Annotated in this window: 27 protein-coding genes and 1 tRNA gene; 14 read left to right on the top strand and 14 right to left on the bottom strand. The window is 71.9% G+C overall.

The window, feature by feature from the left end; genetic code table 11:
• Positions 1-59: 59 nt before the first annotated feature.
• The 5 genes from H9L09_RS15565 to rsrA all read left to right on the top strand — a co-directional run bounded on the left by H9L09_RS15565 (position 60) and on the right by rsrA (position 3383).
• Positions 60-812, top strand: coding sequence for a hypothetical protein (locus tag H9L09_RS15565; protein ID WP_187577773.1), 753 nt, complete (start codon positions 60-62; stop codon positions 810-812).
• A 66-nt stretch (positions 813-878) separates the two neighbouring features.
• Positions 879-1655, top strand: coding sequence for an SOS response-associated peptidase (locus H9L09_RS15570; RefSeq protein ID WP_187577774.1), 777 nt, complete (start codon positions 879-881; stop codon positions 1653-1655).
• Positions 1652-2299: an alpha/beta hydrolase family protein gene (locus H9L09_RS15575; protein ID WP_187577775.1), complete on the top strand. Its 648-nt coding sequence runs from the start codon at positions 1652-1654 to the stop codon at positions 2297-2299. Before H9L09_RS15570 ends, H9L09_RS15575 begins: the two co-directional genes overlap by 4 nt.
• Positions 2300-2460: 161 nt before the next feature.
• Positions 2461-3102, top strand: coding sequence for a sigma-70 family RNA polymerase sigma factor (locus H9L09_RS15580; RefSeq protein ID WP_223164080.1), 642 nt, complete (start codon positions 2461-2463; stop codon positions 3100-3102).
• Positions 3099-3383, top strand: coding sequence for a mycothiol system anti-sigma-R factor (gene rsrA / locus H9L09_RS15585; protein ID WP_187577776.1), 285 nt, complete (start codon positions 3099-3101; stop codon positions 3381-3383). Before H9L09_RS15580 ends, rsrA begins: the two co-directional genes overlap by 4 nt.
• Before the next feature lie 81 nt (positions 3384-3464).
• Here the strand turns inward: rsrA and H9L09_RS22835 are convergent, their stop codons facing one another.
• Entirely contained in the window at positions 3465-3539 is a 75-nt protein-coding gene (locus tag H9L09_RS22835; protein WP_371863162.1) for a 50S ribosomal protein bL37, read from the bottom strand.
• 158 nt (positions 3540-3697) lie between these two features.
• Between H9L09_RS22835 and H9L09_RS15590 the strand changes: the two genes are divergently transcribed.
• Positions 3698-4084, top strand: coding sequence for a thioesterase family protein (locus H9L09_RS15590; RefSeq protein WP_187577777.1), 387 nt, complete (start codon positions 3698-3700; stop codon positions 4082-4084).
• Between the two features lie 29 nt (positions 4085-4113).
• Here H9L09_RS15590 and H9L09_RS15595 read toward each other — a convergent pair whose 3' ends face one another.
• The 5 genes from H9L09_RS15595 to H9L09_RS15615 form a co-directional block, all read right to left on the bottom strand.
• Positions 4114-4596, bottom strand: coding sequence for a GNAT family N-acetyltransferase (locus H9L09_RS15595; protein ID WP_246456060.1), 483 nt, complete (start codon positions 4594-4596; stop codon positions 4114-4116).
• 2 nt (positions 4597-4598) lie between these two features.
• Positions 4599-6362, bottom strand: a complete 1764-nt coding sequence (locus H9L09_RS15600) for an acetolactate synthase (RefSeq protein WP_187577778.1) — start codon at positions 6360-6362, stop codon at positions 4599-4601.
• 42 nt (positions 6363-6404) lie between these two features.
• Positions 6405-8051 carry a monocarboxylate uptake permease MctP gene (gene mctP, locus H9L09_RS15605; protein WP_281390764.1) on the bottom strand — a complete coding sequence of 549 codons (1647 nt, stop codon included), beginning with the start codon at positions 8049-8051 and terminating at the stop codon, positions 6405-6407.
• A complete protein-coding gene (locus H9L09_RS15610) occupies positions 8048-8356 on the bottom strand; it encodes a DUF3311 domain-containing protein (protein WP_187577779.1) in 309 nt (102 codons plus the stop codon). Before H9L09_RS15610 ends, mctP begins: the two co-directional genes overlap by 4 nt.
• A 240-nt stretch (positions 8357-8596) precedes the next feature.
• Entirely contained in the window at positions 8597-9433 is an 837-nt protein-coding gene (locus H9L09_RS15615) for a DUF2785 domain-containing protein (protein WP_187577780.1), read from the bottom strand.
• A 74-nt stretch (positions 9434-9507) separates the two neighbouring features.
• Here H9L09_RS15615 and H9L09_RS15620 point away from each other — a divergent pair, with 74 nt between their 5' ends.
• Positions 9508-10959 (top strand): sensor histidine kinase, encoded by a 1452-nt coding sequence (locus tag H9L09_RS15620; RefSeq protein ID WP_343065234.1) that lies wholly within the window; start codon positions 9508-9510, stop codon positions 10957-10959.
• Between the two features lie 18 nt (positions 10960-10977).
• Here H9L09_RS15620 and H9L09_RS15625 read toward each other — a convergent pair whose 3' ends face one another.
• Positions 10978-11229: a WhiB family transcriptional regulator gene (locus tag H9L09_RS15625; RefSeq protein ID WP_187577782.1), complete on the bottom strand. Its 252-nt coding sequence runs from the start codon at positions 11227-11229 to the stop codon at positions 10978-10980.
• A 424-nt stretch (positions 11230-11653) separates the two neighbouring features.
• On the opposite strand from H9L09_RS15625, the gene H9L09_RS15630 reads away from it, so the two are divergent.
• Entirely contained in the window at positions 11654-12019 is a 366-nt protein-coding gene (locus H9L09_RS15630; RefSeq protein WP_187577783.1) for a hypothetical protein, read from the top strand.
• 15 nt (positions 12020-12034) lie between these two features.
• Here the strand turns inward: H9L09_RS15630 and H9L09_RS15635 are convergent, their stop codons facing one another.
• From H9L09_RS15635 to sodN, 3 genes are all read right to left on the bottom strand, one after another.
• A complete protein-coding gene (locus tag H9L09_RS15635; protein ID WP_187577784.1) occupies positions 12035-12829 on the bottom strand; it encodes an RNA polymerase sigma factor SigF in 795 nt (264 codons plus the stop codon).
• Between the two features lie 8 nt (positions 12830-12837).
• Positions 12838-13221 (bottom strand): ATP-binding protein, encoded by a 384-nt coding sequence (locus H9L09_RS15640; protein ID WP_223164081.1) that lies wholly within the window; start codon positions 13219-13221, stop codon positions 12838-12840.
• 146 nt (positions 13222-13367) lie between these two features.
• On the bottom strand, positions 13368-13769 hold the full coding sequence (sodN, locus tag H9L09_RS15645) for a superoxide dismutase, Ni (protein ID WP_187577785.1): 402 nt from the start codon (positions 13767-13769) through the stop codon (positions 13368-13370).
• A gap of 137 nt (positions 13770-13906) precedes the next feature.
• Here sodN and H9L09_RS15650 point away from each other — a divergent pair, with 137 nt between their 5' ends.
• The 3 genes from H9L09_RS15650 (at position 13907) to H9L09_RS15660 (ending at position 16682) form a co-directional block, all read left to right on the top strand.
• Positions 13907-14362: a S24 family peptidase gene (locus tag H9L09_RS15650; RefSeq protein ID WP_187577786.1), complete on the top strand. Its 456-nt coding sequence runs from the start codon at positions 13907-13909 to the stop codon at positions 14360-14362.
• Positions 14363-14503: 141 nt separating this feature from the next.
• Complete coding sequence (locus H9L09_RS15655) at positions 14504-15700, top strand: NAD(P)-dependent malic enzyme (protein WP_187577787.1); 1197 nt, start codon at positions 14504-14506, stop codon at positions 15698-15700.
• 13 nt (positions 15701-15713) lie between these two features.
• On the top strand, positions 15714-16682 hold the full coding sequence (locus H9L09_RS15660) for a zinc-binding dehydrogenase (RefSeq protein ID WP_187577788.1): 969 nt from the start codon (positions 15714-15716) through the stop codon (positions 16680-16682).
• Positions 16683-17286: 604 nt separating this feature from the next.
• Here the strand turns inward: H9L09_RS15660 and H9L09_RS15665 are convergent.
• Both H9L09_RS15665 and H9L09_RS15670 read right to left on the bottom strand, forming a co-directional pair.
• Positions 17287-17463: a DUF6104 family protein gene (locus H9L09_RS15665; protein ID WP_187577789.1), complete on the bottom strand. Its 177-nt coding sequence runs from the start codon at positions 17461-17463 to the stop codon at positions 17287-17289.
• A 24-nt stretch (positions 17464-17487) separates the two neighbouring features.
• Positions 17488-21351 carry a multifunctional oxoglutarate decarboxylase/oxoglutarate dehydrogenase thiamine pyrophosphate-binding subunit/dihydrolipoyllysine-residue succinyltransferase subunit gene (locus H9L09_RS15670; RefSeq protein WP_187577790.1) on the bottom strand — a complete coding sequence of 1288 codons (3864 nt, stop codon included), beginning with the start codon at positions 21349-21351 and terminating at the stop codon, positions 17488-17490.
• A gap of 178 nt (positions 21352-21529) precedes the next feature.
• On the opposite strand from H9L09_RS15670, the gene H9L09_RS15675 reads away from it, so the two are divergent.
• Positions 21530-22183 carry a hypothetical protein gene (locus tag H9L09_RS15675; protein WP_187577791.1) on the top strand — a complete coding sequence of 218 codons (654 nt, stop codon included), beginning with the start codon at positions 21530-21532 and terminating at the stop codon, positions 22181-22183.
• Complete coding sequence (locus tag H9L09_RS15680; protein ID WP_246456061.1) at positions 22180-23103, top strand: LCP family protein; 924 nt, start codon at positions 22180-22182, stop codon at positions 23101-23103. The genes H9L09_RS15675 and H9L09_RS15680 overlap by 4 nt, the downstream gene beginning before the upstream one ends.
• Positions 23104-23160: 57 nt before the next feature.
• Here the strand turns inward: H9L09_RS15680 and H9L09_RS15685 are convergent, their stop codons facing one another.
• Together H9L09_RS15685 and H9L09_RS15690 are read right to left on the bottom strand one after the other, a co-directional pair.
• A complete protein-coding gene (locus tag H9L09_RS15685; RefSeq protein ID WP_187577793.1) occupies positions 23161-24492 on the bottom strand; it encodes a choice-of-anchor P family protein in 1332 nt (443 codons plus the stop codon).
• Between the two features lie 217 nt (positions 24493-24709).
• Positions 24710-24784 (bottom strand) — tRNA-Arg (locus tag H9L09_RS15690).
• Between the two features lie 30 nt (positions 24785-24814).
• On the opposite strand from H9L09_RS15690, the gene H9L09_RS15695 reads away from it, so the two are divergent.
• Complete coding sequence (locus tag H9L09_RS15695) at positions 24815-25219, top strand: response regulator transcription factor (RefSeq protein ID WP_223164082.1); 405 nt, start codon at positions 24815-24817, stop codon at positions 25217-25219.
• Positions 25220-25286 lie beyond the last annotated feature (67 nt).

Consider the following 25286-nt stretch of genomic DNA (forward strand, 5'->3'; position numbering starts at 1 on the left):
TAAGGCCGCGGGACGCGCGTCGACAGGGCGTGCGCCGACCGGGACGGAGGTGGCCAGCGGTGCCGCTCTTCGCCTCGTTCGCGCGACGTCGTGCCGACGTGCTGCCGGCCGTGGAGGGTCCCGAGCTGCCCGAGGTGACGCGGCAGGCGCTGCCGCTCCGCTTCGAGGTGGTGGCGGAGTCCCTGGCAGCGGACAGGGACGTCCTGGCGGCCTGCACCGTGGTCGGTCGTGACGTGGCCCGCGACGGTGCCTCCCTGGGAGAGGCACTGTCCGGGCTGCGCACGACCTACCGGCTGGTGCGCGGCACCGTTCCCGGCTTCGAGCCGACGGAGGCGCTGGCGGTCGCCTGGAGCGAGGCGACGCTGGAGTACCTCCACGACCTGTCCTGCGAGGACCCGCTGACCGGCCTGACCAGCCTGGCGCACGTGCGCACCCGGCTGGCCGAGCTGTACCGGGACGCCGAGCTCACCGACGTGTCGGTGCGGCTCAGCCACGCGCTCGTGGTCGTCGAGGTGCTGCCGCGCCGGCAGGACGCGTTCGCCGACCACCACTTCACCCGGGCGCTCCGGATGGTGCAGGTCGCCGAGGCGACCCGTGCGGTCTACTCCGGCGGACAGACCATCGGCCGGCTCGGCCAGAACCGGGCGGTCGCGGTGGTGGCGCGCAGTGCCGACCTGGGCCAGTCCGTGGCGCTGCTGCGCGAGTTCCTGGCCGACCTCGACCTCGGCCCGAGCGACGTTCGCGTGTGGATCGAGGGCCTGCCGGTCTCGCCGGACTCGGCGACCCGGCTGCTGGACGAGCTCGCGCGCTGACCCGGCGCGACGCCGTACGACGTCGTCCTCCCCGGTCCGGCCCCGCGAGTCGATAACCTGAGCGGCATGTGCGGCCGCTACGCGTCCAGCCGACGCCCCGAGGACCTCGTCGAGGAGTTCGAGATCGACAAGGTCGAGGTGAAGGAAGCTCTCGCCCCGGACTACAACGTCGCGCCGACCAAGCCGGTCTACGCCGTGGTGCAGCGGCCGCCGGCGAAGGGTGACCAGGAGCCCGAGGGCCCGGTGCCTGCCGAGCGGCAGCTGCGGGTGCTGACCTGGGGCCTGGTGCCGTTCTGGGCGAAGGATCCGGCGATCGGCAACAAGATGATCAACGCGCGCATGGAGACGGTGCACGAGAAGCCCGCCTACCGCCGCGCGTTCGCCTCGCGCCGCTGCCTGCTCCCGGCCGACGGCTACTACGAGTGGTACGCCACGGAGCAGAAGACCAAGTCCGGCAAGCCGCTGAAGCAGCCGTTCTTCATCCACCCGGCCGACGGCGGCGTGATGGCCATGGCCGGGCTCTACGAGATCTGGCGGGATCCCACTCGTGCGGAGGACGACCCGGAACGGTTCCGGTGGACGTGCACCGTGATCACGACCCGGGCCGAGGACGTGGTGGGCCACATCCACGACCGGATGCCGATGCTGGTGGAGCCCGAGAGGTACGCCGACTGGCTGGACCCGACCGTCTCCGACCCTGAGCAGCTGAAGAGCCTGCTGGTGCCGGCGGCCCCGGGCCGGCTCGAGGCCTACCCGGTCTCCACCGAGGTCAACAGCGTGCGCAACAACGGTCCCGAGCTCCTCGAGGCGCTCGCCACGGAGCCGCCCGGGCCGGCCTCATGACCGCGGTCTCCGTCGTCCCCACGCCCCACGGCGACGCGCGGCTGCTGCGGGACCGGGCCCGCAGCCCGATCGCCACGCTGCTGCTCGGCCACGGGGCCGGCGGCGGCACCGAGTCCCGGGACCTGGTCGCGCTCGCGGAGGCGCTGCCCGCGCAGGGCATCAGCGTGGTCCGGCTGGAGCAGCCCTGGCGGGTGGCCGGTCGCAAGCTCGCCCCGCGCCCGGAGGTGCTGGACCAGTGCCTGGTGGCGGCCGCCCGGCAGCTGCGCGCCCGCACCCCGCTGGTGAGCGGCGGTCGCAGCGCCGGCGCCCGCTCCGCGGCCCGGACCGCCCCGGAGATCGGCGCCGCGGCGTACCTCGCGCTGGCCTTCCCGCTGCACCCGCCCGGGCGGCCCGAACGCTCCCGCGTCGACGAGCTCGAGGCGGTGCGGCTGCCGACCCTGGTGATCCAGGGGGAGCGGGACCCGTTCGGGCGACCCGAGGAGTTCCCGGCCGACGTCGACCTCACGGTCGTTCCCGGTGCCGACCACGGCTTCGCCGTCGCCAAGCGCGGACCGGTGGGCCAGGAGGAGGCGCTGGCGATCATCGTGGAGGCCACGCTGGAGTGGATCGTCCGTGAGGTCTCCGGGAATCGAATCACCCCCTGAGGCGTTCTGCCCACCAGTCGATCGCGACGCCACAAAGGCGCTGCGACAGATGTGACCAACGCTTTGGAAGGAGCCGTCTGGTGGGAACGATGACCTGCGACCGCGGCGAGGACCGTCGCGCGGCGACGTCGTATCCAGCCCTGCCGGTAGGCTGGGAGGCGATGACAGACCAGACCGCGCCGGACCCGGCCACCGAGACCGAGGCGGAGCGCTCCGCCCGCTTCGAGAACGACGCCCTGCCGTACCTCGACCAGCTGTACTCCGCCGCGATGCGGATGACCCGCAACCCGCAGGACGCCGAGGACCTCGTTCAGGAGACGTTCGCGAAGGCGTACTCCGCGTTCCACCAGTTCCGCCCCGGCACCAACCTCAAGGCGTGGCTGTACCGCATCCTGACCAACACGTTCATCAACAGCTACCGCAAGAAGCAGCGGCAGCCGCAGCAGTCGATGAGCGAGGACGTCGAGGACTGGCAGCTCGCCCGCGCCGAGTCGCACACCTCCTCGGGCCTGAAGTCCGCGGAGACCGAGGCGCTCGAGCGGTTGCCCGACAGCGACGTCAAGGACGCGCTCCAGCAGCTGCCGGAGGACTTCCGGCTCGCGGTGTACCTCGCCGACGTCGAGGGGTTCCCCTACAAGGAGATCGCCGAGATCATGGACACCCCGATCGGCACGGTGATGTCGCGGCTGCACCGCGGGCGTCGCCAGCTGCGGGAGCTGCTCGCCGACTACGCGACCGGTCGAGGCATGAGTGCCGCCGGGACCGCGGGCACCGCCGCCGGCGGGAAGGGAGCCACCTCATGAGCTGCGGAAATCCTCACGACAAGGACTGCTCCGAGGTCCTGGACCGGGTCTTCTTCTTCATCGACCACGAGCTCGCGGACGCCGACTCGGCGCAGATCCAGCACCACCTCGACGAGTGCGGCCCCTGCCTGCAGAAGTACGACCTCGAGCGGACCGTGAAGGCGCTGGTCGCCCGGTCCTGCTCCGAGCACGCCCCGGAGGGCCTGCGCGACAAGGTGCTGCTGCGGATCCGACAGGTGCAGGTGGAGATCACCACGACCTCGGTGGAGCTCAGCGAGTAGCACCCCCGAGATGCTTGAAGGACCCCGACCGGCAACGGTTCGGGGTCCTTCGTCTCTGCGCTGCTGCGCAAGAACGCCGGGTCAGGCGTTGGGGCGCTTGCCGTGGTTGGCGGCCTTCTTCTTGCGGGCGCGGCGCTTGCGGCCTGTCTTGCCCATGGGTGTCCTCCTCGACGCTGAAACGCTACGGGTCCGGGCCAGGCGGCCGGGACCAGCGGCCATTCTCGCAAACCGGGCCCGGATCCCGCCAATCGGCCCGCTCCCCGGTCACCCGGGGCGTGCGTGGGCGCGCGCAGCCGGACCGGCAGGATGGGGACATGACCCAGACGCAGACCGGCGCGAGCGCCACGCTCGAGCGCACCGTGACCGCCGCCGACACCGCGGAGGCGCTGGCCTCGGGCGACCTGCCGGTGCTGGCGACGCCGCGGCTGCTGGCCTGGATGGAGGCGGCCACCTGTGCGGCGCTCGCGCCGACGCTGCCGGCCGGCAGCAGCAGCGTCGGCACCCGCGTCCAGATCGAGCACGTCGGGGCGAGCCCGGTCGGTGCCGTGGTGCGGGTTCAGGCCACCGTCGCCTACGTCGACGGGCGGCTGGTCCGCTTCGCGGTCGCGGCCCACGACGCCAGCACCGAGAAGGTGCTCGGTCACGGCGAGGTCACCCGGGTCGTGGTGGACCGGGACCGGTTCCTGGACCGGCTCGGCTGACCGCGGGCCGGTCCGTGGGCCGGCCTTGCTCAGAGCACCAGCCGGAAGCCGAGCAGGTCGATGCCCGGACGCGGCGCCCAGTCCCGCTCCGGGGCGCGGACGAAGCCGAGCCGGGTGTAGAGCGCGTGCGCCTCGACCTGGACCGGCAGGCTGCTGATCGCCACCGCCTCGCAGCCCAGCGTCGAGGCCCGGTCGAGGCAGTGCCGCACCAGCGCCTCGGCGACCCCGCGCCGTCGGGCCGCCGGGGAGACGGCCAGCATCCGGAACTCTCCCTCGCCCGGGCCGGCGACCTCCCGGAACGGCGAGCCCTCGGGGCAGTACGTCACGGTCCCGGCGAGCCGGTCGTCCAGCACGGCGACGTACAGCTCGGCGTCCGCGGCGCGGGCCGCGGCATCGAGCAGGTGCGCGGCGTAGAAATCCTCCTCGACGATGTAGCCGCTGTGCGCGTAGGCCTCCAGGGTCAGCCGGCCGACCTCCTGCAGCTCGGCGGGCCGCGCCGCGCGGACCAGCACGCTCAGACCCCGAAGGTGTTCCGCGGGTAGGCGGCGTCGACGTCGGTGATCACGTTGACGAGGTACGGCGTGCCCGCGGCGAACGCCCGGTCCAGGGCCGGGCCGATCTGCCTCGGGTCGGTGACGGTCTCGCCGCCGCCGCCCAGGGCCCGCACCACCTCGTCGTAGCGGGTCCGCGGCGCCAGGTCGGCCGCCACGTCGTAGCCGTAGATCATCTGCATCGGCTGCTTCTCCAGCCCCCAGGCGGAGTTGTTGCCGCAGACCATCACGACCGGCAGGTCGTGCCGCACCAGCGTGTCCACGTCCATCAGCGACATCCCGGCCGCGCCGTCGCCGAGCAGCAGGACCACCTGCGCCGACGGGCGCGCGATCCGGGCGGCGATGGCCGCCCCGAGGCCGGCGCCCAGGCAGCCGTAGGGCCCGGGGTCCAGCCAGCCGCCGGGCCGCTGCGGCTCGACGTACTTGCCGGCGAAGGAGACGAAGTCGCCGCCGTCGCCGATCACCACGGAGTCCTCCGCCAGCCGGGGCACCAGCTCGCCGTAGATCCGCGCCGGGTGGATCGGGTCGGCGGTCGCTGCGAGCAGGGCGGCGTCGGCCTCGGCCGCCCGTGCCACGTCGGCCTGCAGGTCGGCGACCCAGGCGCTCCAGTCCGGGCGGCGCAGCTGCTGCTCGAGCGCGGCCTGGACGCCGTCGATCACCTGGGTCAGGTCGCCGGAGGCGGAGGCGGTGAGCTCGGCGTGGCCGGAGACCTGGGCGGGGGAGTCGGCCAGGTGCACGACCTGCGCCGTGGGGCTGCCGTCCTTGCCGCCGAACACGCCGTAGCCGAGCCGGAAGTCCAGGGGGGTGCCGACGACCACGACCAGGTCGCTGGTGCCGAGCGCGCGCCGGCGGGCCTTGGTCACCAGCAGCGGGTGGCCGCCGGGGATGATCCCGCGGCCCATCCCGTTGGTGACCACCGGGATGCCGGTCTGCTCCACGAAGCGCAGGGCCGCCTCCTCGGCGCCGTCGGCCCAGACGTCGGTGCCGAGCACCAGCACCGGTCGCTGCGCGGCGGCGAGCAGGTCGCCGACCTCGGCGAGTGCCTCCGGGTCCGGGGCGATCCGCTGCCGGGCCGGGCGACCTGGCTGCTCGTAGCCGGCGTTGTCGAAGAACTGGTCCATCGGCACGTCGAGGAACGTCGGTCCCCGGTGCGGGGAGCCGGCCACCCGGAACGCCTCGTCCATCGAGTCGGCGATCTCCCCGACCCGGTGGACGGTGCGGGCGAGCTTGGTCACCGGGGCCAGCAGCGGGGGGTGGTCGAGCTCCTGGAGGCTGCCCATGCCCCACCGGTTGGCCGGGGCCCGGCCACCGACGACGACGAGCGGCGAGCCGCTGAACTGGGCCTGGGTGATCGCGCTGACCCCGTTGGTGACGCCGGGGCCGGCGGTCAGGACCGCGAGGCCGGGCACGCGGGTGAGCTTGCCCATCGCCTCGGCGGCGAAGACGGCGGTCTGCTCGTGGCGGACGTCGAGGATCCGCACCGGGGGCCCCCCGTGCACGGGATGCACCGCTCCGTCGTACATCGGGAAGACGTGCGCGCCGGACAGGGTGAACATCGTCTCGACGCCGTGGGCGGCCGCCACCGCCACGGCCTGGGCGCCGCCGTGCGCCTGGTCGGGCGCCTGGTGGGGGCCCGGCTGGGACTGGCCGGAGGGCCGGTCGGCTGCCTCGGTGCTGGCGCTGTCGGGACCCGTGGAGAGGCCCGCGGCGGGGCTCGCGTCGGTCATAGCGGGCAGGCTACCCGTTGGTAGCCCGCCCGCTCGACCGGGCTACCGGGTGGGGGTGTCGGTGGCGAGGTCGCCGATGGCGAGCTCCTCCACCCCGGGGTCCCCGGCGTCGGCGTGGTAGTCCTCGGGCCGGGTGTGGTCGGTGCCCTCGGGCACCTTGGCGGCACGCATCACGAGCGTCAGCACGACCACGACGAGCAGGTTGATGACGAAGGCCGTGAGTGCGATGTAGGCCTTGGTCTCCGTGAACGGGATCGTCGCCAGCGAGCTGCCGAAGTGGGCGTTCGGGTCGGCCGCGGTCGGCTGCTGGTACGCCGTCCAGGTGCCGTAGACCATCCCGACGGCCCAGCCGCCGAGCAGGGCCCACCGGTGGAACCAGCGGGTGTACAGGCCGCCCACCAGCGCGGGGAAGGTCTGCAGGATCCAGACACCGCCCAGCAGCTGCAGGTTGATCGCGAACTCGTTCGGCAGCCCGAGCACGAAGATCAGCGCGCCGAACTTCACGACCAGCGAGATCAGCTTGCTCTGCTTGGCCTCCTGCGCCGGCGTGGCGTCGGGCTTGATGAACGCCTTGTAGATGTTGCGCGTCCACAGGTTCGCCGCTGCGATCGACATGATCGCCGCCGGCACCAGCGCGCCGATGGCGATCGCGGCGAAGGCCACGCCGGTGAACCAGTCCGGGAACATCGTGCGCATCATCTCCGGCACCGCCAGCTGGGCGTTGTCGGTCTGGACGTTGGCCGCGATGGCCGCGAAGCCCAGCAGGGCGAGCAGGCCCAGCAGGAAGGAGTACGCCGGCAGCAGCGCGGCGTTGCGCCGGATCACCGAGCGGTTGCGGGCCGCGAGCACGCCGGTCAGCGAGTGCGGGTACATGAACAGTGCCAGCGCGGAGCCGAGGGCCAGCGAGAAGTAGGCCATGTGCAGCGGCGCGGCCGGGATGATCCCGGCGCTCGGCGGCTTGCCGGCCGCGACGGAGGCGGCGTTCGCGGCGTCGAACTTGTCCTTGGCGGCGGAGAAGATGCCGTCCCAGCCGCCGAGCTGGGTCGGCAGGTAGAAGACCGCGACCAGGATCACCAGGTAGATCAGTGCGTCCTTGACGAACGCGATCAGCGCCGGCGCGCGCAGCCCGGAGGCGTAGGTGTAGGCGGCCAGCACCGCGAACGCGATGAACAGCGGCAGGTCCTTGACGAACCACGAGTCGCTGGTGCCGCCGATGCCCATCACCTCGAGCACCACCTGGATGCCGACGAGCTGGAGGGCGATGTAGGGCATCGTGGCGAGGATGCCGGTGACCGCGACCGCCAGCGCGAGCGCCTTGGAGTCGAAGCGACCGTGGATGAAGTCGGCCGGCGTCACGTAGCCGTGCCGGTGCGAGACCGACCACAGCCGGGGCAGGAACACGAAGATGATCGGGTAGAGCACGATCGTGTAGGGCACCGCGAAGAAGCCGATCATGTTGCCGGCGTAGAGCAGTGCGGGGACCGCCACGAACGTGTAGGCGGTGTAGATGTCGCCGCCGACGAGGAACCAGGTGATGAACGTGCCGAAGCCGCGACCGCCCAGGCCCCACTCGTCGAGGTTGTCCAGGGAGTCCGCGCGCCGCCAGCGCGCCGCCGCGAAGCCCATCACGGTGACCAGCACGAAGAAGAACAGGAAGACGGCCAGCGTGACCGGGGAGATGTCGTTCACCGGCCCTCCTCCTTGCGGGCGGCCGGCGAGTCCGCCGAGTGCCGGGGCAGGCCGCGGGAGACCCGGTCACGAGCCGTCGCGGTCTCGCTGAGCTTGAACGCGACGTAGGTCAGTGCCGAGACGATCGGGATCAGCAGGAACTGGAACCAGTAGAAGAACGGGAAGCCCCACAGGCGGGGTTCCTCGGTGTCGTAGGTCCAGACCAGCAGCGGGACGACGATGCCGACCGCGAGCAGGACGGCGACCGTGATCCAGAGGGGTCTGGTCCCGGCGTCGTGACCGGGACGGGCAGGGGAGTGGGACATGGCAGGGGTCACCTCCAGGTTGTGTGCCGCCGCGACGTTAGTAGCGCGCCCACATCCCGGACCCATGAGGCTGCGGCGGTCTCGATGAACGGTCGGGTCCGTCGACGAGCGGGGGCTTTCGCGCGACGAGCGGCGGTCCGGTGACGACGAGCGGCGCGATCAACGTGCGTTTGCGCAAGGACCGTGCCAGGGCCGTGCGAGGGCCGCGCAAGGTGCGCGCAAGGACCGCTCAGGACCGGGTCAGGACCGCAGGTAGGGGTCGACCAGCCTGAGCTGCTCGATCAGCACCAGCAGCAGGTCGGCCCGGACGGCAGGCGGGCGCGGGGCCAGCGACAGCTGCAGGTAGAGCGCGCGCAGGTAGGCCCGGACGTCGCCGGCGACGCGGTAGGGGTCGCCCGGCGAGTCGACGTCGAACCGGGCGGCCCCGCTCAGCCGGGCCACCCACGGCTCGAGCACCTCCATCCCCAGCAGGTCGCGCCGGAGCACCTCGAGCGTCGCCATCGCCAGCCGGTCGTCCTCGCCGTGCAGGAACCGCTGGTCGGAGTCGAGCAGCAGCCGGTCGGCGATGACGTCGAGGAGCACCGTCAGCTCCAGGCGACCCACCGCCTCGGAGCCGGCGAGCGCGCCCAACGCGTCCGCGCCGTGGGCGATCGCGTGCGCCCAGCCCTTGCCCTCGACGAACCCGCGGAGGTCCTGCTCACGGACCAGCCAGCCGGCCAGCCGGTCGCCCCAGCGCAGCACCGTGTCCGGGGGGAGCAGGTGCTGCTCGTTGTCGCGGCCGAGGCACTGGGCGAGCACCAGGGCCGAGAAGCTGCGGCGGAACACCGTGTCGGTGTCGCGCTGGCCGATGCCGACCAGGAGACCGGAGGCCATCCCGTCGCCCAGCCCCTCGAGCAGGTGGTCGTAGACCCCCTCCGCCACCCAGGTCGCCAGCACCTCGAAGGCGAGGGCGTCGCGGCGGTGCGGGTCGGGGTCGCCCAGCATCGTGGTGAGCTCGGTGGTCAGGTCGGTCAGGGAGCGGTCGACGGGCACCTTGTGGCCTTCCGCCACGACGCGGTCCCAGAACGCCGACTCCATGAGCGCCATCCTGCCATTGCGGGGCGGTCTCCGGGGCGGCGGGTTTGCGCGCCTACGCTGGTCCGGTGCCGTCCATGAACGAGCTCGTCCGCGCCCACACCGACCTCGCCGAGGACGACGTGTCGTGGCTGCACCTGCTGCTCGCCGACTGGCAGATCATCGCCGACCTCTCCTTCGCCGACCTGGTGCTGTGGCTGCCCGACCGGGCCGGGAGCGGCTACTGGGCGGTGGCGCAGATGCGGCCGACCACGGGGCCGACCGCCTACGTCGACGACCTGGTCGGGGCGTTCGTGCCCCGCGGGCGGCGGCCGCTGCTCGACGCCGCGCACGACCAGCAGCGGGTGGCCCGCGAGGGGGACCCGGAATGGCGCGACGAGGTGCCGGTGCGGGTCGAGGCGATCCCGGTACGCCGTGAGGACCGGATCCTCGGCGTGATCGCCCGCAACACCAACCTGCTCGGGGTGCGCACGCCCAGCCGGCTGGAGCTCTCCTACCTGCAGGCCGCCACCGACCTCACCCAGATGATCGCCCATGGGTTCTTCCCCTACCCGGGCCAGCGCTCCGACCACGCCGACTCCCCGCGGGTCGGGGACGGCTTCGTCCGGGTCGACGCGACCGGGACGGTGACCTATGCCAGTCCCAACGCGATGTCGGTGTACCGCCGGCTGGGGCTGCAGACCGACCTGACCGGCCTGGACCTCCCCGAGACCACCCGCCGGCTGCTGCCGCCGCGCCGGCGACCCGACGAGGAGACGCTGAGCGCGGTCCTCTCCGGACGGTTGCCGCGCGACGCCGAGGTGGGCGACGGCGAGACGGTGCTGATCCTGCGGGCGATCCCGCTGCGGCCCACCGGCGAGCACATCGGTGCGCTGGTGCTGGTCCGCGACGTGACCGACCTGCGCAGCCGCGACCGGGAGCTGGTCACCAAGGACGCGACGATCCGCGAGATCCACCACCGCGTGAAGAACAACCTGCAGACGGTGGCGGCGCTGCTGCGGCTCCAGGCCCGGCGCATCGAGGCACCCGAGGGCCGGGCCGCGCTGGAGGAGGCGGTCCGCCGGGTCGGCACGATCGCCGTCGTGCACGACACGTTGAGCCAGACCCTGGACGAGCGGGTGGAGTTCGACCAGGTCGCCGACCGGCTCCGGTTGATGGTCACCGAGGTCAGCTCACCCGGGGCGGCGGTCTCCTCGCGCCGCGAGGGAAGCTTCGGCGTCGTCCCGGCCGAGATCGCGACGCCGCTGGCGATGGTGCTGACCGAGCTGCTGCAGAACGCGGTCGAGCACGGTTTCCACGGCGGGTCCGGGCAGCTGCTGGTGGCGGCCCGGCGTACCCCCGGACGGCTGGTCGTGACGGTCCAGGACGACGGAGCCGGAGTGCCGGTGGACTTCGACCTCGACAGCTCGGCCAGCCTGGGACTCTCGATCGTCAGGACGCTGGTGGAGTCCGAGCTCGGGGGCCGGATACAGATCGACCCGGCTCCCACAGCGGGGACCCGGGTGACCTTGGACGTGCCGCTGGCGTGAGCGCGGCGATGGGACTGCTCAGGCGGTGCGGACCTTGGCACGGGCGTTGCGGCGCTTCAGCGCACGACGCTCGTCCTCGCTCATGCCCCCCCACACTCCGTGGTCCTGCCCCGCCTCGAGCGCCCACGCGAGACACTGCTCGCGCACCTCGCATCGACGGCACACCTGCTTGGCCTCCTCGATCTGGAGGATGGCCGGACCGGTGTTGCCGATCGGAAAGAACAGTTCTGGATCCTCTTCGAGGCACGCAGAACGGTGGCGCCAATCCATGGCGGTTGACTCCTTGTCGTCAGTTCGTGAGCGGCCGGCTGGGTGAAGTCGGACCTGCCCCTTAACACTCTCGTTGACAGCGTTCGGTCGTTTTAAACGCCTTGTCGAGAACCGTCCCGCCCCTTGGTCTGCTGGCGGGTGTCGGTGGATGGTCCCGAGCAGGTCCGACAGACCTGCTGGCCGGTGACAGTCTCCAGAGTGGCAAGAGATCGAGGACAGATCAACCCTTTCGGGTGGTCAGTTCCGTCACAACCCGCCGGGGGAGGCCCGGTCCGGAATGACAAAGCCGCAGGTCACGGGGCGTTCCGGGCACCCGGGACCGGTGGCGGCGAAGTTCCGCCGCGACACGCCGGGTGCGTACGATCGAGCCGTGACCGAGCACCCTACGCCCGCCTCCCCTCCGTCCGGCACCGGGGGAGGGCGCATGCCCACGGCCCTGCTGGTCGCGGCCGCGGTGGCCGCGGTCGAGGCGCTGCTGCTGGCCGTCTACGGGGTCGCCGAGCTGGTGGCGCTGTCCGGCGACCGGCTGACGATGGGGCTCTCGACCTCGGTCTTCTTCCTGGGGTACGCCGCCGGCCTCGCCTTCTGCGCCTGGGCGGTCACCCGGGGCAGCTCCTGGGCGCGTGCTCCGATCGTGCTCGCGCAGCTCATCCAGCTCGGCGTGGCCTGGAGCTTCCGGGGCGGCAGCTCGACGCCGCTCTCGGTGCTGCTGGCCGTCCTCGCCCTCGTGGTGCTCGCCGGGCTGCTGCACCCGGCCTCGATCGCGGCGCTCGACGACGCCGAGCGCTGAGGCCGGCAGTCTCGCTCAGACCCCGCTGGTCGGCTCCGCGAGCTGCTCACGCAGCTGGGCGAGCGTGCGGGCGAGGAGCCGCGAGACGTGCATCTGCGAGATACCGATCTCGGCGGCGATCTGGGACTGGGTCATCCCCTTGAAGAAGCGCAGCATCAAGATGTGCTTCTCCCGCGGGTCGAGCGACTCCAGCAATGGCTTGATCGTCTCGCGGTTCTCCACGTGCTCGAGCGCCTCGTCGTCTGAGCCGATCACGTCGATCATGCTCAGCGCGCTGTCGTCGCTGGAGTCCGGCGCGTCCAGGGAGAGCGTGGAGTAGGCGTTCGCCGACTCCAGGCCCTCGATGATCTCCTCGTCGGAGACGCCGACCTTGCGTGCCAGCTCGCTGACCGTGGGGGAGCGGCCGAGCTGCTGGGTGAGCTCCGCGGTCGCCGCGGTGATCGTGATCCGCAGCTCCTGGAGTCGCCGAGGCACCCGGATCGCCCAGCCGCGGTCGCGGAAGTGTCGCTTGATCTCGCCCACGATGGTCGGGGTGGCGTACGTGGAGAACTCCACGCCGCGCTCGATGTCGAACCGGTCCACGGCCTTGATCAGGCCGATGGTGCCGACCTGGAGCAGGTCGTCGAAGGGCTCGCCGCGGTTCAGGAAGCGCCGGGCGAAGTGCTCGACCAGCGGCAGGTGCAGACGAACCAGCTGGTCGCGCAACGAGGACCGTTCGGCCTCGGAGACGTCGGGATCGGCCAGCTGGGCGAACAGCGCCGCGCTCCGTGCGCGCACCCGGGCCAGGTCCTCGCCACCGGACGTGGTCATCGACCTGCTCACTCGACGTCGGTGGTGCTGCGGGAGAGCCGGATGGTGAGCCGGTCGCCGTCGACCTCGGCCGAGACCGTGCTGGTCAGCGCGGCCAGCACCGTCCAGGCGAACCCGTCACGGCTCGGCTGCCGCGGCTCGTCGCACTCCGCGGTGACCGCCACGACCAGGCTGCGTTCGCCGAGCTCGAAGGAGCAGGTCAGGTCGCTGCCGGTGCGGGCCTGGGGGAGCACCATCGCGCAGGCCTCGTCCACGGCGATCCGCAGATCCTCGATGTCGTCGAGGGTGAAGTCGAGCCGGGCGGCGAGGCCGGCGGTGGCCGTGCGCAGCACTGCCAGGAAGGCGCTGTCCGCCGGGATCCTGAGCTGCACGTCGGGGTGGATGTCCACCACGTCCTACCCTCCCATCGTCACGATGGGGCCGGACGCGGGTGCGCCCGACCCCATCGGAGCCGTACCTTACCGAGACGTCGTCCCGGAGTCTTTCATGACCTGCCCCCGGGTGACCGCATCGACGCGGCTGCCCGTGGTGCTGCTGCTCAGGCCTTCTTGGTCTCCCAGAAGATCTCGGAGATCTCCGCGATCTTGGCGAGCAGCTGGTCGGCTGCGTCGGCGTCCATCGTGCCCTTGGTGCCCGAGGCGCCGGCCAGCTTGGTGGCCTCGTTGAACAGGGTGTGCAGCTGCGGGTACTTCTCGAAGTGCGGCGGCTTGAAGTAGTCGGTCCACAGCACCCACAGGTGGTGCTTCACGAGCTCGGAGCGCTGCTCCTTGATGAGCACGGCGCGGGTGCGGAAGTCGGGGTCGTCGCTGTCGGCCACCTTGGCGATGATCGCCTTGACCGACTCGGCCTCGATGCGGGCCTGGGCGGGGTCGTAGACCCCACACGGGAGGTCGCAGTGGGCGTGGACGTCAACGGTGCGTGCGAAGAGTCGCGCGAGCATGCGGTGGTCCTTTCTCTGGTGCGGTCTGGTCGTGCTGGTGCGGTCGTGCCGGGACACCACCTGCGACACTACTCCGGCGCCGGGGCCTGCCCGTGGGTGGTGCGAACGGGGCCCCGTCGTCGGAAAGGACGTTACCCATGCCCGACCGGTCCACGCCCTCCGGCAGCGGCCGACGGCTCGGCCTGGCCCGCGTGCACGGGCGGTCGATGGAGCCGACGCTGCACGAGGGCGACCGGCTCGTGGTGCTGCACGGCGCGCGGCCCCGGGTCGGCCGGCTGGCCGTCGTACGCCTGCCCGGGGAGGTGCTGGCCGTCAAGCGCGTCACCCGGCGCGAGCCGAGCGGTTGGTGGGTGGAGCGGGACAACCCGCGTGAAGGCGTCGACTCCTGGTCCGTGGGTGCGGTCCCGGACGCCGACGTGCTGGCCGTGGTGCTGCTGCGGGTGTGGTCGCCGGACCCGTCCCGACCGGGACACGTCGGGCGGGTCGCGGCGGTGACGGGGGTGACGGCGGTGGCGGCGTCGCTCGCGGCGCTGGCCGCGGCACGGTGCTGGTGTCGCCTGCGCCACATCCGGACGCGACCCCGGTCCGGCTGACGCGGGCTGTGGCAGACTGCGAGAACTCGGGAGATCCCCGCTCTTCTCCGCCGTCCTTCTCACCCCACCGCCGGTGAGGACCGACCGCGACGCGCTGTCACCCGAGACAGGAAGGGCGACCTCATGGTTGCATCGACTTCGATGACCGACTCTCCGCTGCCCCCCGAGCCCGCCGCCGCCGGTGCCGACGACGCCGTCTTCGCGCTGCACCGGGGCGGCAAGATGGAGATCGCCTCCACGGTGCCGCTGGCCGGCCCCGACGACCTGTCGATGGCCTACACGCCCGGGGTCGCCCGGGTCTGCGAGGCCATCGCCGCGGACCCCGCCCGTGCCGCGGACCTCACCTGGGTGTCGAACACCGTCGCGGTGGTCACCGACGGGACGGCCGTGCTGGGCCTGGGCGACATCGGTCCGGCCGCGGCGATGCCGGTCATGGAGGGCAAGGCGGTGCTGTTCAAGCAGTTCGGCGGCGTCGACGCCGTACCCCTCTGCCTGGCCACCACCGACACCGACGAGATCGTCGACACCGTGGTCCGGCTGGCCCCGAGCTTCGGCGGGGTGAACCTCGAGGACATCTCCGCGCCGCGCTGCTTCGAGATCGAGGAGCGGCTCAAGGCGCTGCTCGACATCCCGGTCTTCCACGACGACCAGCACGGTACGGCGGTGGTGGTGCTCGCCGCGCTCGAGAACGCCCTGCGGATCACTGGCCGCCGGCACGCCGACACCCGGGTGGTCATCTCCGGGGCCGGCGCCGCGGGGGTCGCCGTCGCGAAGATCCTGCTCGCCGCCGGGGTCACCGACCTCGCCGTGACCGACCGCCGCGGCGTGCTGCACTCCGCCCGCGGCGACCTCACCCCGGTCAAGCAGGCGCTCGCCGAGCAGACCGCGGACCGCACCGGACGCACCGGCGACCTGGCGGCGGTGATGGCCGGCGCCGACGTCTACATCGGCGTCTCCGGGGGGACGGTGCCGGAGGAGGTGGTCGCCTCGATGGCCGAGGACGCGATCGTCTTCGGGCTCGCCAACCCGAACCCGGAGGTGCACCCCGACGTCGCGCACCGGCACGCGCGGGTGGTGGCCACCGGGCGCTCCGACTTCCCGAACCAGATCAACAACGTGCTGGCGTTCCCCGGCATCTTCCGCGGCGCCTTCGACGTCCGGGCCAGCAGCATCACCGAAGGGATGAAGCTGGCCGCCGCCGAGGCGCTCGCCGCCCTGGTGGGCGAGGAGCTGAGCGAGGACCACATCATCCCCTCGCCGTTCGACGCCCGGGTCGCGCCCGCGGTCGCCTCGGCCGTCGCGGAGGCCGCCCGTCGTGACGGCGTCGCGCGCCGCTGACTAGGGTCGGGGCATGTTCGCCGTCTACGCCGACAAGTTCTCCTCCGACGACCCGCTGTCCGCCCTCGTGGTGGGCGAGCGGCCCGATCCCGAGGTTCCGGCCGGCTGGACCGCCGTACGGGTCAAGGCTGCCTCGCTCAACCACCACGACCTGTGGTCGCTGCGCGGCGTCGGGCTGCGCGAGGAGGCGCTGCCGATGATCCTCGGCTGCGACGCCGCCGGGCTCGACGAGCAGGGCAACGAGGTGGTCGTGCACGCCGTGATCAGCGACCCGGCCTGGAGCGGGGACGAGACGTTGGACCCGAAGCGGTCGCTGCTCTCCGAGCGCTACCAGGGCACGTTCGCCGACACGGTGGTCGTGCCCAAGGGCAACGTCGTGCCCAAGCCGGCGTCGCTGTCGTTCGAGGAGGCGGCCTGCCTGCCGACCGCGTGGCTGACCGCGTACCGGATGCTCTTCGTGCAGGGCGGCCTGAAGCCGGGCGACTCCGTGCTGGTCCAGGGCGCCGGCGGCGGGGTGGCGACCGCGCTGATCACGCTGGCGCGCGCCGGTGGCCTGCGCGTCTTCGCGACCAGCCGCGACGAGGCGAAGCGGCAGCGGGCCCTGGAGATCGGGGCCCACGAGGTCTTCGAGTCCAACGCGCGGCTGCCCCGCCGGGTCGACGCCGTCATGGAGACGGTGGGCAAGGCCACCTGGTCGCACTCGGTGAAGTCGCTGCGCCCCGGCGGCACGCTGGTGATCAGCGGCACGACCAGCGGACCGGACGTCGCCAACGCCGAGCTCACCCGCGTCTTCTTCCTGCAGCTGAAGATCGTCGGGTCGACGATGGGCACCCGCGGCGAGCTCGCCTCGCTGGTGGAGATGCTCGACACCACCGGCACGAAGCCCTTGGTGCACGACGTGCTGCCGATGGAGCGGGCCAGCGAGGGGTTCGCCGCGATGGCCCAGGGCGACGTCTTCGGCAAGGTCGTCTTCACCCGCTGACCTCCACCCCCACCCGACCGCCCCCACCCGACCCCACCGACCCGCCGAGTCGGCGCATCTGCAGCCCGCGACCCCGTCGAGTCGGCGCATCTGCAGCGCGCAACCCCGCCGAGTCGGCGCATCTGCAGCCCGCGACCCCGCCGAGTCGGCGCATCTGCAGCCTGCAACCCCGCCGAGTCGGCGCATCTGCAGCCTGCAACCCCGCCGAGTCGGCGCATCTGCAGGTCGGCCAGGGCGGGTGCGCCTCCCATCGCTCTTGAGGCGAGGTAAAGAACAACGAGAGGGCGCAGTGGGCCCCTGTTGTTGCTGTTCTCGAGGGAATCGGGAGCAACGAGGGCGCACATGCCCACCGCTGCTCCGTAGGCACCGGCTGCAGGCGTTACCTGCTCAGCCGGGCGCGCTGCAGATGCGCCGACTCGGCAGGCGGCAGCGCTGCGGTTGCGCCGACTCGGCAGGCGGGAGCGCTGCAGATGCGCCGACTCGGCAGGCGGCAGCGCTGCGGTTGCGCCGACTCGGCGGGTGGGAGCGCTGCGGTTGCGCCGACTCGGCGGGTGGGAGCGCTGCAGTTGCGCCGACTCGGCGATGGGGTGAGGTGGGTGGTGCGTCAGTCGTCAGGGTCGTCGAGGCGCGCCAGCCAGGTGGCCAGTCGCTCGACGGGCGTCTCGAACTCGGGGTTCAGGTCCACGAACTCCTGCAGCCGGTCGGCGACCCACGCCAGGGTGACCTCCTCGTCACCCCGGCGCTGCTCGAGCTCCTCGATCCCGCGGTCGGTGAAGTACATCGACTCAGTGCCTTGTCGTCGTGCTCAGCTGAACGCCTGCTGCAGGAGCGACTTCTGCTCCTCCAAGTGGCGGGAGTGCTGACCGACCGACGGCGAGGAGGACTCCGGACGGGAGACCCGGTAGAACGGGATGCCCTCCAGCTCCGGGGTCAGGTTGAGCGCCATGTGCGGCCACGGACCCATGTTGGCGGGCTCGTCCTGCACCCAGCGGATCTCCTGCAGGTTCGGGTACTTCGCGATCTCGGCCTTGAGCTCCGCCACCGGGCGGGGGTACAGCTGCTCGAGCCGGACGATCGCCGTGTGCGGGTCGTCGCCCTCGCGCTTCTTGCGGTCCACCATCAGGTCCCAGGTGATCCGGCCGCTGCACAGCAGCAGCTTCTCGACCCGGCCGGGGTCGACCTGGTCGTCGCCGACCACCGGGCGGAAGGTGCCCTGGGTGAAGTCGGAGGGCTGGGAGGCGGCCTCCTTGCGCTTCAGCATCGACTTCGGGGTGAAGATCACCAGCGGTCGGTGCTCCTCGCCCAGCGAGTGCTGGCGCAGCAGGTGGAAGAGGCTGGCGGGGGTCGACGGCTGCGCGACCACGAAGGCCTCGTCGGCGCCCATGGCCAGGAACCGCTCGATCCGGGCGGAGGAGTGGTCCGGCCCCTGACCTTCGTAGCCGTGCGGCAGCAGCAGCACGACGCCGGACTGCTGGCGCCACTTGGTCTCGCCGGCGGTGATGAACTCGTCGATGATGGTCTGGGCGCCGTTGACGAAGTCGCCGAACTGCGCCTCCCAGAGCACCAGCGCATCCGGACGGGCGACCGAGTAGCCGTACTCGAAGCCCATCGCGGCGTACTCCGAGAGCAGCGAGTCGTAGACGTAGAACTGCGCCTGGTCCTCGGTGAGGTTGGACAGCGGCGTCCACTCGTCGGCGTTCTGGCGGTCGATGATCGTCGCGAAGCGCTGCACGAACGTGCCCCGACGTGAGTCCTGACCGGCCAGCCGGACCGGGCGGCCGTCCATCAGCAGGGAGCCGAACGCGAGGATCTCGCCGGTTCCCCAGTCGATCGGACCGTCGACGATGGCCGCAGCCCGCCGCTGGAGCTGGGGGAGCACCTTCGGGTGCACGGTGAACCCCTCGGGCGCGTTCAGGTGCGCGTCGGAGATCCGCTTCAGCGTCTCGGTGGAGATCGCGGTGGCGGTCTCGGTGCCGTGCTTCTCGGGGTAGTCCGGGACGGTGGTCCACTCCTTGGGGGCGTTGGTCGCCTCCCGCACCTCGGTGAAGACCCGCTCCAGCTGCTGCTGGTAGTCGCGCAGCACCTGCTCGGCTTCCTCGACGGTGATGTCGCCGCGGCCGATCAGGGACTCGGTGTAGAGCTTGCGCACCGAGCGCTTCTGCTCGATGAGGTCGTACATCAACGGCTGGGTGTACGACGGGTCGTCGCCCTCGTTGTGACCGCGCCGGCGGTAGCAGACGAGGTCGATCACCACGTCCTTCTTGAAGGCCTGGCGGTACTCGAAGGCCAGCCGGGCCACCCGGATGCAGGCCTCCGGGTCGTCGCCGTTGACATGGAAGATCGGCGCCTGCACCATCCGCGCCACGTCGGTGCAGTAGAGCGAGGAGCGCGACGAGGCCGGCGAGGTGGTGAAACCGACCTGGTTGTTGACGACGAGGTGGATCGTGCCGCCGGTGCGGTAGCCGCGCAGCTGGGAGAGGTTCAGCGTCTCCGCGACCACGCCCTGGCCGGCGAACGCGGCGTCGCCGTGCACGAGCAGCGGCAGTACCGGGAACTCGGCGCCGCGGTTCAGCACGTCCTGCTTCGCACGGGCGATGCCCTCGAGCACCGGGTCGACGGCCTCGAGGTGCGAGGGGTTCGCGGCCACGGACACCTTGATCGTGTCTCCGGAGCCCGCGCTGAACTCGCCCTCGGCGCCGAGGTGGTACTTCACGTCGCCGGAGCCCTGCACGGTGCGCGGGTCGATGTTGCCCTCGAACTCGCGGAAGATCTGGCTGTAGCTCTTGCCGACGATGTTGGCGAGCACGTTGAGCCGGCCGCGGTGGGCCATGCCGATGCAGACCTCGTCGAGGGAGGCCTCGGCGGCCGCCTCGCAGAGCTCGTCGATCAGCGGGATGGTGGTCTCGCCGCCCTCGAGGCTGAACCGCTTCTGGCCGACGAACTTCGTCTGCAGGAAGGTCTCGAAGGCCTCGGCCTGGTTGAGCTTCAGCAGGATCCGCAGCTGCTCCTCGCGGGGCGGCTTCACGTGCGGCTGCTCGACGCGCTGCTGGATCCAGCGGCGCTGCTCGGGGTCCTGGATGTGCATGTACTCGATGCCGACGGTGCGGCAGTAGGAGTCGCGCAGGATGCCGAGGATGTTGCGCAGCTTCATGAACCGGCGACCCTCGCCCCCGAAGGAACCGGTCGCGAACTCGCGGTCGAGGTCCCACAGGGTGAGCGCGTGCGACTCCACCTCGAGGTCGGGGTGGCTGCGCTGCTGGTACTCCAGCGGATCGGTGTCGGCCATGATGTGGCCGCGGACCCGGTAAGCGTGGATCAGCTCGAGGATCCGGGCCTGCTTGGAGATCTCGTCGTCGTGGCTGGAGGAGATGTCCTTGGCCCAGCGGATCGGCTCGTAGGGAATCCGCAGCGACCGGAAGATCTCGTCGTAGAAGTCGTCCTCGCCGAGCAGCAACGCGTGCAGGCGCTTGAGGAACTCACCCGACTGCGCGCCCTGGATGACCCGGTGGTCGTACGTCGAGGTCAGCGTCATGACCTTGCTCACCGCGTTGCGGGAGAGCGTCTCGTCGGAGGCGCCTTGGTACTCCGGGGGGTAGTCCATGGACCCCACGCCCAGGATCGCGCCCTGGCCCTTCATCAACCGGGGCACCGAGTGGTTGGTGCCGATCGTGCCCGGGTTGGTCAGGCTGATCGTCGTCCCCTGGAAGTCGGTGACGGCGAGCTTGTTGTTGCGCGCCTTGCGGACCAGGTCCTCGTAGGCGGTCCAGAACGCGGCGAAGTTCATCGACTCCGCCGCCTTGATCGAGGGCACCAGCAGCTGCCGGGTGCCGTCGGGCTTGGGGAGGTCGATGGCCAGCCCCAGGTTGATGTGCGCCGGGGTGATCAGCGTCGGCTTGCCGTCGATCACGTCGAAGCCGTTGTTCATCTCCGGCATCGAGGCGACGGCCTTGACCAGCGCGTAGCCGATGATGTGCGTGAAGGAGACCTTGCCGCCGCGGGCCCGCGCCAGGTGGTTGTTGATCACCGTGCGGTTGTCGATGAGCAGCTTCACCGGGACCGAGCGGACGCTGGTCGCGGTGGGCACCGTGAGGCTGACGTCCATGTTCTGCACGGTGCGTGCGGCCGCGCCGCGCAGCTGCGTCAGGGTCGGCTCGTCCTTGACCTCGGGGGAGGGGGCGGGCTCCGGCTCCTTGGGGACCGGAGCGGCGGTCGGCTTCGCGGCGGGCTTGGGTGCGTCCGCCCGCGGCTCGGCGGCCTCGGCGGTGGTCTTCGTCGGGGCCGGCTTGGCGGCGGCCTTCGCCGGTGCCGGCTTCGCGACGGCCTGCTCGGGGGCCGGCTTGGCGGCGGGCTTCGCGGGTGCGGCCTGCTCGGCCGCCGGCTTCGCGGCTGGCTTGGCGGCGGCCTGCTCGGGCGCCTGCTGCGGCGCGGCTGCGGCAGCCGGCGCCGCGGGCTTCGCGGCCGCCGTACCGTTCTCCGCGGGTCGCTTGCCGTTGCCGGCCTCGGGATAGTGGCGGAAGAAGTCCCACCAGGCCTTGTCCACGCTGTTCGGGTCCCGCTGATAGCGCTCGTACATCTCGTCGACGAGCCACTCGTTGGCGCCGAAGGCGGCCAGCGGGTTGTCAGTGGGGGCGGACCCCCCGGTGGATGCGGCTGGTGAAGACTCGGCCACGGCCTGAATCGCCTCTTCCGGTGAAACCTGGTGTCGAAACTCTAGGGTTGGGTGAACGGCTACCAGGCTAGTCCTTCGTGGCAACAGCGCGCAGTCGGGATCGCCCCCGGCACGTCGTCACCGGCGCGAGGGTGGTCAGGCTCACATGGAGCACCGTTCCTCCCGGAGGAGAAGGCCCGTGACCTACCCGTTGATCCACGGTCGCAGACGAGGGGGCGCACGGCTCCTGGTGGGCGCCGTGACCTTGCTCACCCTGGGTACGGCGGCCGCCTGCACCGGCAGCTCCTCCGGCCCGGAGGCGCAGCGCACGCCGACGCCGAGAGCGTCGACCCAGCCCGCCGCCACGCTCGCGCCCCGACCGGCCGCCGCGCAGGTCCGGGTCACCCGGGTCTCCGGCACGCTGCGCGCCCGGGACCGGAAGGCGCTCGAGGCCCGCGTCGGCAAGGTGGTGACCACCTACTTCGACGACGCGTTCCTGGGCGGTGACTACCCCCGGTCGTCGTTCAAGGACGCCTTCGCCACCTTCTCCCCGGGCGCCCGCCGCGAGGCTCGCGGGGCTCGCGAGCTGCTGACCAACCAGCTTCTCGGCCCCACCACGGAGTCGGTGGTGCCGCGCGAGCAGACCGCCTACCTCTCGGTGCTCGCGCCGTTCGACGCCGCTGCCGGGGTCACCGCCCGCGTGCACCTGGTGTTCCTCGCCGAGCGGGGTGAGCGTGCCGATCGCACGGTCACCGTCGACGGGCGGCTGCTGCTGACCCGCAAGCCCTCGGGAGGATGGATGATCTTCGGCTACGACCTCAGCCGGTCGAGCACCGCCGGGGGTGCCGGGTGAGCGCGTCGCCGGTGTCTCGTGCGCTGCGGCTGCTGCGCCGCCACCTCGCGCTGGTGCTGGTGCTGCTCGTCACGCTCGTGGCGGTGCCGGGAGCCGGGGTCCGCGACGCCCCGGTGTCGCTGGTGAAGCTGCGCAGCACCGGTGCCGTGGACCATCCCCGCGACGTGGTCTGGATCCTCTTCCTCGGCTCGGACGCCCGGCCGGGACAGTCCGTGACCCGCAGCCGCGCCGACGCGATCCAGCTCACCGGGGTGAACCTGCGCACCGGTGCCGCGACCGTGATCGGGGTGCCCCGCGACTCCTACGTCGACATCCCGGGCCACGGCCGGGAGAAGATCAACGCCTCGATGTACTTCGGTGGCCCGCAGCTGATGGGCAGGTCGGTGGGCAACCTGGTCGGCGTCCAGCCCAACTACGTGATGACGGCGGGCTTCGACGGCTTCCGGCGGATGGTCGACGGGATCGGCGGGGTCACCGTCGACTCGCGGTTCTCGTTCTCCGACCCGGTGCGCCCGCAGGGCTACCACGTGGGGCCGAACAAGCTCACCGGCTTCCAGGCCGAGATCTTCGCGCGGATCCGCAAGGCGTTCCCCCGGGGCGACTTCGACAGGTCCGCCAACCAACAGGACGTGCTGCGCGGCATCCTGCGCCAGGTCCGGCTGCACGTGGACGAGCCGGGGTTCATGGAGCGCGGCGTGCTCTCTGTCGTGCGCAACCTGGACACCGACCTGCGCCCGGCGGAGCTGTTCCGGCTCGCCCAGGCCGCCGCCACGATCGACCCGGCCCGCATGCGCGGGTGCGTGGTGCTCGGGGGGGTCGGCTACGCAGGGGCGGCCAGCGTGGTGTTTCCCGACGTGGCCCGTGCACGCCGCATCGGCGACGACGTACGCCGGGACGCGACGCTCGACCACGGCTGCTGAGCCGGACAGGCGCCCCTCCGGCCGGAGGGGCGCCTGCGCGTGCCGCCGGTCGGCCGGCTACCGCTGGATGCCGGCCTTGGCGTAGCCGATGTCGATCACGGTGCCGACCGGCCCGGTGTCGGCGGAGAGGAGCGTCACCCGCAGGGCGGTCACCGCGACGCTGCGCTTCCCCTGTTCCTGCAGGAAGAAGGTCAACCGGGCGACGCCCGGCACCTCGATCGACTGACCGGGGTCCGGGACGGACCGGCGGGTGCCGTTGACGGTGAGCGAGCCGATCGTCGAACCCTGGGTCGAGGTGGTCAGCCTGCCGCCGGCGCTGCGTCTCGCGGTCGCCTGCCCGACGATGCCCTCGACGTGGATCGGGCCGAGGGTGAGCGAGGCCAGCCGGCCGGTCGTGCGGGCCAGCGCCCTGCCGTCCTTCTCGATGTAGCCGCGCACCGAGCCCTCGATCGTGCCGAGACCGAGCGCGGCGGGGTCGAGCACGACGCCGGCGGGGCTGTTGGTCTTGACCTGGTTGTGGGTGCCGAGGCAGGGGAGGACCTTGTGGCCGAGCCTGCCCACCTTGACGATGCCACCGAGCACCTCGGGGGCGTCGAGCCCCTGGGCGCTGCCACCGAGCAGGCCACCGGTCGGGAGCCGGTCGATGCGGGCGAAGGTGTGACCGACCGTGACGCTGCCACCGAGCGCGTCGAGGTCGGCCCGCAGCACCGAGGCCTTCGCCCGGGCGAAGGCGCTGTGCGCATCCGCGTCGAGCGGGGTGCCGGCGCCCAGGAAGAGGGTGCCCAGGCCGGGGATGTCGTACTGGCCGCCGTTCGCCCCGATCACGTCGAGCAGGTCGTTGATCCCGCCGCCGTTCAGGAGGTCGTCGATCTGGCCGTTGCCGGTCCGGGCGACCAGGTCGACGCTGGAGACGGTGCTGCTGGCGTGCAGCTTGCCCTTCGCGTCGGCCCAGGCCCGCGACACCGTCTTGAGGTTGTCGATGCTGATGTGGGGCCCGTCCGCGGTGCCGAGCACGAGCTCGGCGATGGTGTTGACGCTCTGGTTGCCGATGACGCCCTTCCGGGTCTGGTACGTCGAGCTCGTGCTGCTCACCCCGGTGGCGTGGAACGCCGGGCTGTCGGCCGGGACGTTCACCTCGGCGACGTAGTTGCGGCTCCGGACCCCCGCCGCGCGCGTGCAGGAGATCTGCGTGTCGGCGGTCCGGCCGGAGAGCAGGGCTCCGTCGGCTGCGACGGCCTTCGTGCCGTAGGCGAACGTCTTGAAGGCGTACTCGGTCTTGACCGTCGAGGCCTGGGCGGCACCCGGTGCGGTGAGCACGGCGGCGGCGACGAGGGCGCCGGCGGCGAGGAGGGTGGTGGAGCGCCGGCGGCGCATCAGTGGTCGGTTCATGTGACATCCCCAGGACGGTGAGTTCGGCTCGGATCTGCGGCGTTACCCATCGGTAACGCGACGCAGGCCACAAAGTCACGGTTCGGTGCGATCCGACCGCGGGCAAGCAGCGTCGGACCGGCTGGAGGAGCCTGGAGAAGCGGCCCGGGCGGCTGCTGTGGTGAGCGGCGAGGGCGGCGATCCGGGCCCCGACGGGGCGGAACCGCAGGTCGATCGGTGGTGCCCCCGGTAGGATTCGAACCTACGCTCCCGCCTCCGGAGGGCGGTGCTCTATCCCCTGAGCTACGGGGGCTCGGGAAGCGCTGCACAGCGTACATGACCGGTGACGGACGACGATCGGGGTGGGTGGGTGACGGCACGGGTGCTGGTCGTCGACGACTCGGCCGTGATCCGGCAGCTGATCACGGTCAACCTGGAGCTCGAGGGGCTCGAGGTCGAGCAGTGCGACGACGGGGTGGAGGCCCTCGACCGGATCGGCACCTGGCGCCCGGACGTGGTCACCCTCGACGTCATGATGCCCCGGCTGGGCGGCTTCGAGGTCGTGGAGCGGCTGCGCAGCGACCCCGTCACCGCCGCGATCCCGGTGGTGATGGTCACCGGCCGGGCCGCGGCCGCCGACCTGGCCCGGGGGGACGAGCTCGGGGTGGAGGCCTACCTCGTCAAGCCCTTCGAGCCGACCGAGCTGGTCGCCACCGTGCTGCGGCTGTTGCCGGACGGGGCTTCCTGACCGGTGCCCGGCGCTCCCCACCCGGCCTTCTCGGGGTGGATCGTCTCCCACGGGACGTCGGGGTGAG

It is taken from the genome of Nocardioides mesophilus (genome assembly GCF_014395785.1).
Taxonomy (GTDB): domain Bacteria; phylum Actinomycetota; class Actinomycetes; order Propionibacteriales; family Nocardioidaceae; genus Nocardioides_B; species Nocardioides_B mesophilus.

What these genes read in the sequence shown, in the direction of transcription:
- H9L09_RS15570 (WP_187577774.1), top strand. Translation starts at nt 879, where the DNA reads ATGTGCGGCCGCTACGCGTCCAGCCGACGCCCCGAGGACCTCGTCGAG.
- H9L09_RS15575 (WP_187577775.1), top strand. Translation starts at nt 1,652, where the DNA reads ATGACCGCGGTCTCCGTCGTCCCCACGCCCCACGGCGACGCGCGGCTG.
- H9L09_RS15580 (WP_223164080.1), top strand. Translation starts at nt 2,461, where the DNA reads ATGACAGACCAGACCGCGCCGGACCCGGCCACCGAGACCGAGGCGGAG.
- rsrA (WP_187577776.1), top strand. Translation starts at nt 3,099, where the DNA reads ATGAGCTGCGGAAATCCTCACGACAAGGACTGCTCCGAGGTCCTGGAC.
- H9L09_RS15590 (WP_187577777.1), top strand. Translation starts at nt 3,698, where the DNA reads ATGACCCAGACGCAGACCGGCGCGAGCGCCACGCTCGAGCGCACCGTG.
- H9L09_RS15600 (WP_187577778.1), bottom strand. Translation starts at nt 6,362, where the DNA reads ATGACCGACGCGAGCCCCGCCGCGGGCCTCTCCACGGGTCCCGACAGC.
- H9L09_RS15610 (WP_187577779.1), bottom strand. Translation starts at nt 8,356, where the DNA reads ATGTCCCACTCCCCTGCCCGTCCCGGTCACGACGCCGGGACCAGACCC.
- H9L09_RS15615 (WP_187577780.1), bottom strand. Translation starts at nt 9,433, where the DNA reads ATGGAGTCGGCGTTCTGGGACCGCGTCGTGGCGGAAGGCCACAAGGTG.
- H9L09_RS15620 (WP_343065234.1), top strand. Translation starts at nt 9,508, where the DNA reads ATGAACGAGCTCGTCCGCGCCCACACCGACCTCGCCGAGGACGACGTG.
- H9L09_RS15625 (WP_187577782.1), bottom strand. Translation starts at nt 11,229, where the DNA reads ATGGATTGGCGCCACCGTTCTGCGTGCCTCGAAGAGGATCCAGAACTG.
- H9L09_RS15630 (WP_187577783.1), top strand. Translation starts at nt 11,654, where the DNA reads ATGCCCACGGCCCTGCTGGTCGCGGCCGCGGTGGCCGCGGTCGAGGCG.
- H9L09_RS15635 (WP_187577784.1), bottom strand. Translation starts at nt 12,829, where the DNA reads ATGACCACGTCCGGTGGCGAGGACCTGGCCCGGGTGCGCGCACGGAGC.
- sodN (WP_187577785.1), bottom strand. Translation starts at nt 13,769, where the DNA reads ATGCTCGCGCGACTCTTCGCACGCACCGTTGACGTCCACGCCCACTGC.
- H9L09_RS15650 (WP_187577786.1), top strand. Translation starts at nt 13,907, where the DNA reads ATGCCCGACCGGTCCACGCCCTCCGGCAGCGGCCGACGGCTCGGCCTG.
- H9L09_RS15655 (WP_187577787.1), top strand. Translation starts at nt 14,504, where the DNA reads ATGACCGACTCTCCGCTGCCCCCCGAGCCCGCCGCCGCCGGTGCCGAC.
- H9L09_RS15660 (WP_187577788.1), top strand. Translation starts at nt 15,714, where the DNA reads ATGTTCGCCGTCTACGCCGACAAGTTCTCCTCCGACGACCCGCTGTCC.
- H9L09_RS15665 (WP_187577789.1), bottom strand. Translation starts at nt 17,463, where the DNA reads ATGTACTTCACCGACCGCGGGATCGAGGAGCTCGAGCAGCGCCGGGGT.
- H9L09_RS15685 (WP_187577793.1), bottom strand. Translation starts at nt 24,492, where the DNA reads ATGAACCGACCACTGATGCGCCGCCGGCGCTCCACCACCCTCCTCGCC.